Origin of the sequence: Mitsuokella sp. AF21-1AC, assembly GCF_003458855.1 — a bacterium.
Classification (GTDB): domain Bacteria; phylum Bacillota; class Negativicutes; order Selenomonadales; family Selenomonadaceae; genus Mitsuokella.
In genome coordinates, this window is record NZ_QRVW01000043.1 from 1 (window position 1) to 15003 (window position 15003).

The 15003-nt window shown below is 50.6% G+C and carries 3 protein-coding genes; all 3 read left to right on the top strand.

What is annotated here, in order from left to right:
- The first annotated feature begins 346 nt into the window (after window positions 1–346).
- The 3 genes from DWX75_RS11420 (at window position 347) to DWX75_RS11430 (ending at window position 14843) form a co-directional block, all read left to right on the top strand.
- A complete protein-coding gene (locus tag DWX75_RS11420; RefSeq protein WP_118016437.1) occupies window positions 347–7228 on the top strand; it encodes a filamentous hemagglutinin N-terminal domain-containing protein in 6882 nt (2293 codons plus the stop codon).
- A gap of 365 nt (window positions 7229–7593) precedes the next feature.
- On the top strand, window positions 7594–13401 hold the full coding sequence (locus tag DWX75_RS11425) for a filamentous hemagglutinin N-terminal domain-containing protein (RefSeq protein ID WP_118016438.1): 5808 nt from the start codon (window positions 7594–7596) through the stop codon (window positions 13399–13401).
- A gap of 1055 nt (window positions 13402–14456) precedes the next feature.
- Window positions 14457–14843, top strand: coding sequence for an endonuclease domain-containing protein (locus DWX75_RS11430; protein WP_118016439.1), 387 nt, complete (start codon window positions 14457–14459; stop codon window positions 14841–14843).
- Window positions 14844–15003 lie beyond the last annotated feature (160 nt).

Below are 15003 nucleotides of genomic sequence, written 5' to 3' on the forward strand. Positions count from 1 at the left end.
CCAGAGCAAACCACCAGTTTAACTGGTGGTTTTGATTTTGCCATACCTGTCGTTTTTGACAGGGACATAGGTCCTGATTTTTGGTAAGCTATACTTGGGTAACAGGAGAAGACAACCTCAGCAGTTACCAGATGGATTTTGCTTGCAAAATCAAAAAATTTTAAGTGTAGTAAACGATAACATTTATCCGATACTATTGAAGTTTTGAACACCAGATATTATAATAATATTCAGAAAGATATTCTGGAACTACTTGCGTTTATGCGGGACAGCACCGTTTCTGAATCATCGCAATCTTCTGAAAAGGTGGCATGTCTGATAACAAAAAAGAAAGAGGGGAACCATCATGACACGCAAGATAAGAAGAACATGGCATCGCAAAACGGCTGCTCTCGCAGCGACCATGATGGCCATGTCGTTCGGTGGTATGGCGTATGCCATGCCGCAGGGCGAAACAATCCGCTCGGGTCATGGCGAAATCACGCGCCAGGACAAAGAGATGACGGTAAACCAGGATACGAAGCACCTCGCCATTGACTGGAAGGGCTTCGATATCAACAACGATGAACGCGTTCGCTTTAACCAGCCGGACGCTGCTTCGATTGCACTCAACCGCGTGACCGGTGACGCAAAGACGTTCATTGACGGCAGCCTCACAGCCAATGGACAGGTATTCGTCATCAATCCCAATGGCGTCCTGTTCGGTCAGAACGCTTCCGTTGACGTTGGTTCGCTCGTGGCCTCCACTGCACGGGTGAGCGACAGCCAGATGGAAGCCTTCGGCAATGGCGACGGCACGCTCAATCTGGAGCTCGCTGACGATTCCACGGCGAAAGTCATCAATGAAGGTACGATCCGCGCCGAAGGCGGCCTCGTGGCACTGCATGCAGCGGCCGTCGAGAACAGCGGCACGATCGCGAACGAAGGCGGCAAGATTGCTCTGGCCGCAGCAAAGAATATCAACCTGTCTGCCGATACGGCGGGCAAGCTTAACTTTACGGTTGACGGCACGCTCGCGAAAGCCAGCACGCTCAACAGCGGCGTCCTGAAAGCCGACGGCGGCTACATCGTCATGACGGCAAAGCAGGCCGGCGACGTGATGAGCACGGTCGTCAACAATACAGGTACGATTGAGGCGAAGACGCTGCGCCAGAACGAGAAGGGCGAGATCCTGCTCGACGGCGGCGAAAGCGGCATCGTTGAGATCAGTGGCACGATTGATGCATCCGGCATGGAGGCCGGGCAGAGTGCAGGCCAGATCAAGGCCATCGGTGCGGAAACGCACGTCAAAGACGGGGCAGCGTTGCTGGCCCGCGGTACAGTCGACGGCGGTCTGATTGAAACGTCGGGCGACTACCTCGAGATTGGTGATACAGTCAACATCGACGCAGCCGGTGAAACCGGCAAGGCCGGCGAATGGCTGCTCGATCCGCTTGAGGTCGTAATCTCGAATTCGCAGCCGAGTGGCAGTAGTTCTGTCACGAATGGCAATACGGATGGCAGCTATAACAGCAGCAATGATGCATCCGGCACGGCCAGCCGCAACAAGACCACGTGGGTCAACAGCAACACCGTTAATCGTTTGTTGAATAAGGGCACGGCTGTTTCGGTACAGGCAACGGATGCCAATAAGGTCGCGTCCATCACATTGGATTCGGCCATCAATAAGACGAGTGGCGCAGATACGTCCCTGACGCTTGAGGCACAGCGCAACATCACGGTCAACGCGGGAATCATGTCGACTTCTGGTGCGCTGGATGTCAATCTCCATTCGGATACGGATGGCGATGGCCTCGGCGCTGTCCTCATCAACGCCGATATCGCGACGAATGGCGGTACGTTCACATCTGGCAGCGGCACGAAGATCAAGTCCGGCTCGGTCGGCACGTACTTCGGCAATCAGGGTAAGATGGGCGACCGCACCATCAATACGAATGGCGGCGCCATCAACCTCTACGGCGACGTGGCGATTGGCCTGAATGGCGGTACGCTGACGCTTGACACGCAGAAAGGTGATAGTGCAAGCGGTGCAGTTACGATTACCGGCACAGTCGACTCCGGCAACTCCTACAAGCGCGTAGCGTCTGGCCTGGAAGGCTGGGAGGACTTCGTCAAGTCTTATTATGATGAGGTCATGAGGACAGTACCAACGTATACTCTTAAAAGCGGGGCTAAGACGTCTAGAGCGAGTGAATCTTCTCCTAGATATATTTTGTATTCTGATGGTACGGTATCTCGGATTACCAGCGGACGAGGATATAAAGAGAGTGATCTTCAGGCGACAGGAAAAACGATTACTCTGTCATCGTATGATGAGCTGAGCGCTTCGCAGAAGAGCAATCTTTCGTCGTATCTTGCCGCACAGTCGATTACTTGGAACGGTGCCAAGGCCATGGCTCAGGGCGCGACGGAAGGCACGAACCATACGGGCGATACGTATCTCGCTACAATCACGACGGCTCTTGAGAACTCGCTGGCCAGCCCGCCAGAGGAGTATCAGCTGATCGTTGGCGGCCGCGGCAGTGGCAATGCGACGAGGTTGAATCCCAATCCAGCAGATCCGGAATATCCGGACGGTTATTACTGGGTCACTAGCCCAGAAGGCATGGCCAACAACGGCAAAGGCACGAAGTTTGCCTACAACGATGGTTCGGCCGTTGACAACTACTACGTCAAGTGGAACTATAGCTATTCGCAGGACACTAAGCAAAAAGAAAAAGAGCCGAACAACTCTGGCCCGATGGTCTCGATTGGCTTCGGTACGGCGTCCAACTGGGACGATGTCGTGGAGGGTGCCGGAACAATCCGTGGTTTCGTCCAGGAAAAGAACCTGGAGCATTCGGGCCTCGTCATCAATGCCGGCGATTCGCAAGTCGACATTGCTGGTAACATCGGTAACTCAGTTGCCCTGAAGAATGTCGAGATCAACGCTGGCGATGTTGCGATTGGCAGCGGCGCTCACTACACGGGCATTGTTCATGCGGACGAAGGCGTCAGCATCACGGGCAAGAACGTCACAGTCGGCGACCGCATCACGGCTGACACCATGGGCGTCGATATCCAGGCTACGGGCAACATCAATGTCGATGGCATCACGGCTCACGAAAAGATCAACTTGATGACGACGGGGGAGAGCGGCGCAATCGTACTGAATCACACCCATAATGATGGTGCATTGATTACTAAGTCGACGGATAACGATGCTGTTATCATCGACGCACGCGGCACGGATGGTTCCTTCCAGAACCTGACTACGGCAGAAAAAGCCATCACGACCGGCGAAGGCGGCAACTGGAAAGTCTACTCCGCATCGCCAGACCGCGACACGTTCGGTACGAACCTCAACAGCGAGACGACGGCCCGCTGGCACGCCAGCTCGACTGGCGGCAACGGTCTCGACACGTATGCTGAGACGGAAAATACGAACAAGTACATCTTCCAGGTACAGCCGACTTTGACCGTTACGGCTGATAATAAGACCAAGGTCTATGGTGAAACCGTTGACCTGACGGCTCAGGAAAAAGCCGAATTCATCGGCAAAGATGGCAACCCGCACGATGTTACGGGCTATACGGACGCGTTCCAGGAAGTTTCCGAAGGCGGCAGCATCATGGACCGCTACAGCGGCAGCTACAAGCTGTCCAGTGCTGGTCAGGCCGCGTCGGCTACGCGTACAAATGGTGATCGTCGGGCCGATGATAAAGAATTTGCTATCTATGACATCAATGTCGAGAATCAGTCGCTTCAGGGCTTGGAAGGCTACGGTGTTGCAACACTTAACAAAGGTGAGTTGGAAATCACGCGTCGTACCGTTGTCCTGAACGGCAGTGCATCTCAGACCTATGGCGATGCTACGCTCAAGGATAAGAACGTCTATGCTGAAACGGGTACAGCAGGTCAGGGCCTTACCAATGGTGATGAGCTTGATACGTCTGGTATCGAGTATACCATCAGCGACAGTGGCAACTATGCGGCCAGCAAGAATGCTCATGTGAATGGTGTTACCGCTGACGCCGGTACCTACAACGATGAGCTCCTGTTCAGCAACGTTCACTTCACCAACAACGCCGATGCCAACTACACCGTTACTGGCAATGGTGATATCACGGTCGACCCATACACCATTAAGAAGGATGATCTCGTCATCAATGGTGAACCGCTCTACACGACGGTCTATGGCACGAAGAAAGACCCGGGCACGGCAAGGTTCGCAGGTGTTAATGGCGATGCCGCGATGGATCTCGCCATCACCGCGACAGATGCCTTGACGGGGAATGATACAGGCCGCCTCACGAATGATGCCGGTGATCACTACTACACGGTCGTCACCCTCAACGATGCACAGTCCAAGAACTATCGGTTTGAAGGCGGCGAAACGTCGAAGCGGTTTAACGATACGGCAAGCATTACGAAAGCAGACCTTACGGTCGAGGTTGGGGATGTCTGGACGACTTACGGTACGCCGTTTAACAAGGATGCATATGACTATTCGGTCACGAACCCAACCAATGGAGATAGTGCAGACAAGCTGAAAGCAGCGATTGGCGATCTCGTATACACGAACCAAGGTATCGGCGAGAACGGCAAGGCTACGAAGGACGTCGGCCACTACGACCTGCTTGGTGCAACGAATTCGGTGCTCAACAACTACAATATCCATGTTGAGAAGGGCGATGCAGAAGTCAGGCCGCTTGATGTACAGAACAATTTGAACGAGTACTTCACGAATGCTACGTACACCACGAAGTATGGCGAACGTGATGAATTCGGCAATGCAACCTTTAAGGATGTAAATGGCAATGGCGAGAAGACGCTGAAGATTATTGGTTCCAGTGCATTGACGGGCGACCGGACTGGCCGCATTACGAAATCGGTCGGTGACAACTACAATACGATTGTATCGCTGGAAGGTTTCACGGCTCAGGATCTCATCAACTATGGCCTGACTGGCTTGACGCAGCTGACCTTTAACGATAGCGCCAGCGTCACGAGGGCAGACCTTACGGTTAAGGTGGGAAATGTCTGGACGACTTACGGTACGCCGTTTAACAAGGATGCATATGACTATTCGGTCACGAACCCAACCAATGGAGATAGTGCAGACAAGCTGAAAGCAGCGATTGGCGATCTCGATTACACGAACGAAGGTATCGGCGAGAACGGCAAGGCTACGAAGGACGTCGGCCACTACGACCTGCTTGGTGCAACGAATTCGGTGCTCAACAACTACAACATCCATGTTGAGAAGGGCGATGCAGAAGTCAGGCCGCTTGATGTACAGAACAATTTGAACGAGTACTTCACGAATGCTACGTACACCACGAAGTATGGCGAACGTGATGAATTCGGCAATGCAACCTTTAAGGATGTAAATGGCAATGGCGAGAAGACGCTGAAGATTATTGGTTCCAGTGCATTGACGGGCGACCGGACTGGCCGCATTACGAAATCGGTCGGTGACAACTACAATACGATTGTATCGCTGGAAGGTTTCACGGCTCAGGATCTCATCAACTATGGCCTGACTGGCTTGACGCAGCTGACCTTTAACGATAGCGCCAGCGTCACGAGGGCAGACCTTACGGTTAAGGTGGGAAATGTCTGGACGACTTACGGTACGCCGTTTAACAAGGATGCATATGACTATTCGGTCACGAACCCAACCAATGGAGATAGTGCAGACAAGCTGAAAGCAGCGATTGGCGATCTCGATTACACGAACGAAGGTATCGGCGAGAACGGCAAGGCTACGAAGGACGTCGGCCACTACGACCTGCTTGGTGCAACGAATTCGGTGCTCAACAATTACAACATCCATGTTGAGAAGGGCGATGCAGAAGTCAAGCCGTACACGATTACCAAGGACGATATCGTCAATCTTGATGGCTCGCCGCTCTACACGACGAAGTATGGTCAGCAAGATCCATTTGGCAAGGCCACCTTTACGGGGGTCAATGGCGATGGCATGTATGAACTGGCAATCACGGATTCCAGTGCATTGACAGGAGCCAGCGAAGGTCAGGTCACTTACGATGTTGGCGACAAGGTTTATAACACGACCATCAAACTCAGCGATGCAATGAATGGCAACTACCAGTTCGCAGACGGCGCAAAGAGCGCAACCTTCGATAACACGGCAAGTGTCACGCCGGCTGAACTCAAGCTCACGACGGATGACATTGTGACGGAGTATGGCACAATCGAATTGGCGAACACCAAAGTAGAAGGCTTTACGAATGGCGATGAGATGCCAGACGCTGGTTTCATCTTTGACTATGGTGAGTACAATGATTATGGTGGAGCTTACTTGAACAACAACACTAAGACGAACAATGTCAAGCAGAGGGCAGATGGTACCTTTGAAGCGTATGATCCGTTCGAGACGACCATCAAATTGGAGTCGCGGCCAGATTTCCTCAATAACTACACGATTACCAGCAATAAGGCAACGGCTACCATCACGCCGAAGGATGTCACGTTCTTCGTCACGGGTACGGGCAAAACGACGAGCGATGTCACCTATACGGAAAATCCGCTTGTTGACTCGCAGCTCGCTTATGGCGAACGTGTCAATACCCTCTACACGCTGGATCAGGACCTTGGCAACAACCAGTACAGCATCCTGACCTACATCGATGGGCAGAAAGTTACGACTGGCGATGTCATCGGCAACTATCGCTTCAACTACGAAGGACTGGCCACCATTACGCCGGATGAACCGAATCCGCCGACGAAACCCGATATCGATCACAACAACCCGTCGAATATCGATGGTACGGCTTCCTGGACGAACAGCATGGGCAACCATGGTATCCCGGGCGTCGACCGCGTCGCAGGCTTGGCGAGCGCCGAACTGCCATTCTTCAAAGTACAGAATGGCGAAGTCAGCCAGTATGGCACCTACAGCGTAGCAACGGATCCGGACAAAGTAACCCTTGAGGCTACGGGCAAACGCCTGCCGGAACCGAACCAGCCGAAGACGCAGTACCGCGAATACACGAAGGAACTGACGACAGCTGCTGGTACGGGCACGTTCCGCATGATCTATGATGGCTCGACCTTCCGCATCAAACCGGTTGGCATGATGGCCAAGAACGTGATTGCAAGCGGCGACGCTACGCAGAACGTTGAGCTTTACGCTCAGGCACTCCATGCCGGTTTCAACGAGATGGGTATCCTCCTCGAAGACCTCGACGGCGTCTATGTCCACTTCGATGAAAACGAATGAGCCAGGTAAAACTGAATAGGGTTCCCCGGGTATAAATCACCCGTAAGCGGGCATGGCCGCGAGCGAAGCCTCGCGTATCGATGGAGACATGCAAAGGGGCACAGGCTCGATGCTCGGCACGTAGTGTGGAGACGAAGTGCTCAAAGTCGAAATCAGCAGCCAACCCTGCAACTGGGCAGGCTGTCAGGAATTTCCTGACAACCTGCTCTTTTTTTGAAAATTACTGTCGGTATAAAAAGAACTTATTATTCATAACAATTAAATTTTCTTGAATAAACGATTAGAAATTAGTATAATATACCCTAAAAGGAACATGTGGGCTCAAGACATGATGTTCTGTATTTTTCTTAGGAGGGGAACCCGAGATGGAACGTAAAATGAAACGGGCATGGCAGCGCAAGACGGCAGCTGTGGCGGCCGCTATGCTGACCATGTCGTTCGGTAGTATCACGCATGCCATGCCGCAGGGCGATATTGTCCGCTCCGGTGAGGCGACAATCCAGAGAAGCGATGACAATAAAAATATGGAAATCAATCAGAGCACGAAGCGTGTCGCGATTGATTGGAAGAATTTTGATATTGCGAATGACGAACGCGTCAATTTCCGTCAGCCGGATGCGCAGTCCATTGCGCTCAATCGCGTGACGGGCGATGCGAAGTCCGTTATCGATGGCCAGCTCACGGGCAATGGCCAGGTGTTTGTCGTCAATCCGAACGGTGTGCTGTTCGGCCAGAATGCCAGTGTCGATGTTGGCAGCCTTGTGGCCTCTACGGCCAGGGTCAGCGATGCGGCGATGGCAGGTTTCGGCACGAGTACGGGCGATGTTTCGCTTGCTGCCGATGATGCGAACACCAGTGCCTCGGTCATCAACGAAGGCCAGATCAAGGCTGAGGGCGGTCTCGTTGCCTTGCATGCGGCTTCCGTTGCGAACAATGGCACGATCACAAATGAGGGTGGCAGGATTGCCCTGGCTGCGGCCAAGACGATTACCTTGTCTGCCGATACGGCCGGCAAAATCAATTTCGATGTTGACGGCAAGCTCGCGAAGGCCAGCACGCTCAACACCGGCGTGCTGCGTGCTGACGGCGGCTACGTCGTCATGACGGCAAAGCAGGCCGGCGATGTCATGAGTACCGTCGTCAACAACACGGGTACGATTGAAGCCAAGACCCTGCGTCAGAACGAGAAGGGCGAGATCCTGCTCGACGGCGGCAATAACGGTGTCGTTGAGGTGAGCGGCACCATCGACGCATCGGGCCTCGAGAACAATCAGAGCGCCGGCAGCATCAAGGTCATCGGCAACACCACGACGGTCCATGATGGAACCAATCTCTTAGCCCGCGGCACCATTGACGGCGGCAAGATCGAAACGTCCGGCGACGTGTTGAATCTGGGCAGCAACCTCAATATCGACGCGAAGGGCATCAACGGCAGCCGCGGCGAGTGGCTGCTCGATCCGTTAGCCGTATATATTTCTGATGATGATCCTACGCAAGGTCTTGATTCGTCTATTGAAACTAAGACACTGTCGGATTCTGAGGTTACTAGTAATACACGTGTAGCTTATAATGACCCCGGAGCTAAAGGAACTAATACATCGGCTACTGATATAGCTGTGACTTGGATTAAAGGAAGCCTGGTTAATACGCTTTTAAATGCAGGAACCGATGTAACAATCCAAGCAGCGGCAGCAAATGGAGTTGCAAATATTATTTTGAATTCTGAAATCAATCCGACTGTTGGAGATGATGAAGCTACCTTTACACTAGAGGCTAATCGAAACATAACGATTAATAAGCCTATTGATGCACAGGCCAGTGGTGGTAAGCTAAATGTAATTTTGAATTCTAATACGAATAATGACGGTGTTGGTGCTGTCATCATCAATGCAGATATTAATACGAATGGTGGATTTTTTACATCTGCTAGTGGTGGCGTCTCAGGTAATCCTGTGAAATTTACAGGGAATGGGAAAAAGGGTTATGGCTATGGTACTTATACTGGCCAAGCTGATCATACCGCTGGTACGATAGGTACATATTTTGGAAATCTTAATGCACAAGGAGAGTCTGGTGCGCTTGGAAATCGCTCTATCATTACAAAAGGTGGAGCTGTAACGTTAAATGGTGAAGTGGCTATTGGTTTAAATGGTGGTACTCTTAATATTGATACCAATGATGCAACAGCTAAAACTAGTGGGGCTGTCACCGTTACAGGATTGATCAATTCAGGTAATAGCTATACTTCTTATATAGAAGGTGGTGCAGCCTTAACTAATTTATTTAAATCTTTGACTGATCCTAAAGATACAAACAGTCCGTATTATTATCTGACCAATAATATTGTTCCCGCATATAAATTTATTGGCGTGAACTATGTTCGAGAAACGGACGAAAATGGCAACGCTAAAAGAGATAGTAGTGGAAATTATATATACAAGAAAGATAGTAATGGAAATTATATATATACATATGATCCTTACACATTTGCAAACGGTGAAATATATTATAATTTTCATACGATTACTGCATCCGGTAAATCCACAAAAAAAACAAGCGATACGGAGATAAACTCTCAGCATACTAGATGGTATACATCTGTATCTGATGGTACTGGTAAGGGATATCGAGCATTTATTATGGAGAAAGGCTCGATGTCTTTTCAAGATTATCTGTATTACTTGAAAGTATCTATAGCTAATTTTTCTGGGAGTACAAATCCTGCCGATTATACAGATGCACAGAAATTAGCGATTATTGAAGAGTTGATGATAAATAATTGGTTTGTTGCAGCCGATTTAGCAAAAGGAAATACGGGAGGCGGATCTGCCGCTGGAGATACCTATTTAGCTACTATTACAACTCGACTAGAAAATTCTCTTACTGCTCCAGATTATCAGCTGCCACTTTATGTAGGCGGCCGTGGCTCTGGAATTCGTGGCAAAAACAATGATTTAAAGAATAATCCTTATAATGATATGCCTGTAGACCCTACTTATCAGTCAGGTTTTTATTGGGTAACCGGACCTGAGGGAGAAGCAAATAACAATACGGGAATCCTTTTCTATGATATGAGGAAATCTCAATATAATGGAAGTAATAAGACGGATACAAAAGGATCTGAGGCATATGGTTTTTCGAACTGGTCTAGTGATAATGCTAAAAGTCATTGGCAGCCGGATGATAGTTCTCCTTTTTTGACTGTTGGATATGGTGGCACAGGTATGTGGGATGATGCTTCTATTGAAGGCGGATCTACGGTTGGTTTTGTTCAGGAAAAGAATTTGGCGCATTCTAATCTGAATATCCAGGCTGGCAGTGGAATCGTTAAATTGCAGGGGAATATTGGTGGCTCTGAGAAACTTGACACGGTAACTATTCATACAACGGGAAATGTAACAATAGGTGGTTCAAGCGCTACAGATTACAATATGGGCACAATCAACACGGACCATGGTATCGACATCACAGGTGCTGATGTAACGATTGGTGGTCGCATGACGTCGGGATCTACAACGAATTCTGGCAATACAAATGCTACCGATAATATCACAACCAATGCTACAGGCGATATTACCGTTCATGGCATCACGTCGAGTGGCAAGACTGATGCAAATGGTGGCTTGCTTAACGGCGGCAAGATTTCGTTGACCTCGACGAAAAGCAACGGCATCATCACGTTGACAACCACGACCAATAAAGAAAAGAAAGACGATGCCTTGGGAGATGACGGCACATTAACCGCGGCTAGTGGAGCAAATGACGCTGTTGTTATTGATGCACAGGGAACGAGCGGTTCGTTTGTCAACGCTACGTCACAAGCTGCCAAGAATGCTATTACCACTGGTACGGGTGGCAGCTGGAAAATCTACTCGGCCTCGCCGGATCTTGACACATTTGGCACCAACTTAAACAGCGGCACCGATGCAATGTGGACGAGCAAATCCAATCAGAATACGGTAACCACTGTCAATGCGGCAGGTGTGACACTGTCTTCATATGCTACAACTGAAGCAGCTGACGAAAATGCCAGTGGCAAATATATTTTCCAAACAACGCCGACCATTACAATAAGCGCTGATAATTATACGAAAGTATATGGTGATACTTCCGGTACAAATACGACGATATCACAAGCTGACGAAGAGCTGACTTCTGAGAATATGTATAATGACTTGAACTATCGCGAAGAATATACGAAGTCGGATGGTAAAACACCGGTTAATGTAAGTTCTTTTAGCAACGCTTTCCAGGAGAAAGATCTTAAAAGTTATATTGATGGCACGGTAACAGTATCTAGCAGGGGGTCAGCCGCAGATGCAACGCGTACCAATGGTGATACCGCCGGTACAGATAAAAATAAATCCATTTATAATGTCGATGTAAATATTGATGCTGTAGGACTGAATGGACATCTGTTGAAAAAAGAAAACGGGACGCTTATCATTACGCCTAAAGCTTTGACTGTTTCTGGCACGGGTGAACAGACGTATGGCAATAGCACAATCACCAAATGGACCGATACAACCACCGGCACACTTTTCGGTGCCAAGGTTTCGTACGATAATTTAACGGGCAAAACACCGACTATTAAGACAGACAGCAGTTATGATAAGAATCGGAAGACCAATCATCCGAATGGCTCTACTGCGGATGCAAGCGATACCGTTTATCAAGATGCTCTGGACAGCAGCAATTTCTCGAACATCAAGATTTCAGATGCTGCTGGCAATGATATGAGTGCCAACTATACGGTTACGACAACAGGTGATCTGAAGGTAAATAAAGCGGACATCACATTGAATCTTAATGATGTCAAGACTACTTATGGTAAAGCTTTTGATACGAATGGATATGGATATGATCATAACAATATCCCGGTACTGAATGGCGATGATGTATCAGTTATTACCGATAACCTGCAGAATAAAGACTTGAAGTATACCAATACAGGTGATGGTACAAATGGCAGAACAACACAGGATGCTGGCAGGGATTATAAACTCAAGGCTGATGACACATCACTAGGCAACTACAACATTCACTTTAATGATGGTGATTCGGTTATTGAGAAAGCGAAACTCTCTATTACAACGCCGGATATCACGACGGAGTATGGTACGGTGACGCCGGGAAGCGGTTCGTCCCTTACTGGCCTGACGAATGGCGATGAGAACGATACGACGGGCCTTGTCTACGATTATACGTATGGTAATGGTTATCTTGATAATGATACCCGTACGAATAACTTGGGTGACTATACGGTCACGACCGATGTTTCGGGCAAGGACTATCTCAAGAATTATGAGATTACGCCGGGCAAATCGAACCTCCATATTGATCCGAAGGATGTTTATGTCCGCGTCTATGGCAAGGGCAATACGACGCAGGATATCACGTATGTGGACCCCGATATCGACAGCAAACTCTCTTATGGTGACCATGCAACGTGGACGCCGAATCTGGGAGATCAGACGGGTGAGTTCACGTATGATGTCATCACGGACATCAACGGTCATCCGTTCAAGCCAGGCGAATCCGAGGTCATCGGCAACTATCGCTTCCATTATGATGGCGTGGCTGTCGTTTCGCCGAGCAAGCCGGATATTGATCCCCCGGTCGTGCCGCCAGTTGTGCCGGGCAATGGCGGCTATACGCTGCCGACGAACCCGCAGACGCCTTCGGAGAAGGAAAGCGGCACAGTCGAGAAAGACTGGGGGACGCGTGATGAGGGCCCGGGGATTGACCGCGAGCGCCACATCATCAAAGTCCAGCTGCCGTTCTTCAAGATCGATGACGGCAAGATGACGAACTATGGTACCTACGACGTCAAGTCCCAGGCAGCCAAGGTCGATATCTCCCCGACGGGCAAGCGCCTGCCGGAGCCGAATCAGCCGAAGACGCAGTATCGTGAGTACACGAAAGACATTACGACGAGCACCGGCACGGGCGAATTCCGCCTGATCTACAACGGCTCGACATTCCACGTTATGCCGCTCAACGCTGCTGCACGCACGATGATGCAGACCGGCGACGAAAAGCATAACGTCGACCTCTTTGCTCAAGCGCTGCATATCGGTTTCAGCGAGATGGGCATTCTCCCCGCCGATCTCGACGGCGTATATGCCAACTTCCAGGATATCGCCGCAGACGCACAGAACAACAGCAAATAATTGCCCAGGGCAAAGCCTCAGGACCTCCGAACAACAACTTCGGAGGTCCTTTTTGTGCTGTCCCTTTGGGGAAAGTGGCCCGAAGGGCCGAAAGGGGAAGCTGCAGGCAAGGAAGGCAGCGGCAGGTGAAAGATGGCTTGAGTACGCAAATGAGGATGGTTTACATCGGGCGAGGCTGGCAATAAGAGCAGATGCCCCTTCAGTCGCTGACGCGACAGCTTCCCCGGAGGGGACGCCGCGCGCATCCGTTGCTTGCGCGACGGTTCCGGGAGAATGCTGTCCCCTTTGGGGAAAGTGGCCCGAAGGGGCGAAAGGGGAAGCTGCAGGCAAGGGAGACAACGGTAGGTGAACGATGATTTGAACAGGCGAATGGGTTGGTTTACATCGGGCGAGGCTGGCAATAAGAGCAGATGCCCCTTCAGTCGCTGACGCGACAGCTTCCCCGGAGGGGACGCCGCGCGCATCCGTTGCTAACGCGAGATTCCTCGGTGGAGGCTGACTGCGCATCTGTGGTTGACACAACAGAATTTCCGAGGGAACGCCACGCGCATCCGTTGCTTGCGTGACGGTTCCGGGAGAATGCTGTCCCCTTTTGGGAAAGTGGCCCGAAGGGCCGAAAGGGGAAACTGCAGGCAAGGGGGGGGTAGAGAAAGGTGAAAGACGGCTTGAGTATGCAAATGAGGATGGTTTACATCGGGCGAGGCCGGCAATAAGAGCAGTTGCCCCTTCAGTCGCTGGCGCGACAGCTTCCCCAGAGGGGACGCCACGCACATCCGTTGCTGACGTGACAAACTCCTCAGAGGGGCTGACTGCGCATCTGTGGTTGACACAACAGGCTTCCGAGGGGGGCGCCACGCGCATCCGTTGCTTGCGCGACGGTTCCGGGAGAATGCTGTCCCCTTTGGGGAAAGTGGCCCGGAGGGCCGAAAGGGGAAGCTGCAGATAATGCCATGGAGGATGACTGAAAATCGAACTGTGAATCTGCAAATGATGGTTTCATGATACAATAGGAATACATATAACTTTATAAGGCTTTTACGACAAGGGGGATAGCGATGACTTGTTTGCGGAAAGATTTGCTTACAAAGGCTAGGACACTTCGTCGCGAGATGACGAAAGAGGAACGTCATTTGTGGTATGATTTTCTTTGTCAGTATCCAGTTCGTTTTCGACGTCAGCGGCCGATACTGGAATATATTGTAGATTTTTATTGTCCAAAAGTTCAGCTAGGGGTGGAACTTGACGGCGAACAGCATGCTTCAGGAACTCAATTAGAGTACGACATGGAGCGGACACATCGTTTGAGTAAAATGGGAATTTTTATTTTGCGGTTTACAAATCGTGAAGTTTGGCAAAATTTTTCTGGTGTTTGTCAAGCGATTGATCGGACTGTCAAAGATAGGTTGTGTTCGCGACTGCCAGAAGGGAATGTACATATTTAATGGGATGGTTTACATCGGGCGAGGCCGGCAATAAGAGCAGATGCCCCTTCAGTCGCTGACGCGACAGCTTCCCCGTAGGGGACGCCCCGCACATCCGTCGCTTGCGCGATGGTTTCGGAAGAATGCTGTCCCCTTTGGGGAAAGTGGCCCGGAGGGCCGA

Coding starts and splice junctions, on each gene's coding strand:
- DWX75_RS11420 (WP_118016437.1), top strand. CDS start 347: ATGACACGCAAGATAAGAAGAACATGGCATCGCAAAACGGCTGCTCTC.
- DWX75_RS11425 (WP_118016438.1), top strand. CDS start 7,594: ATGGAACGTAAAATGAAACGGGCATGGCAGCGCAAGACGGCAGCTGTG.
- DWX75_RS11430 (WP_118016439.1), top strand. CDS start 14,457: ATGACTTGTTTGCGGAAAGATTTGCTTACAAAGGCTAGGACACTTCGT.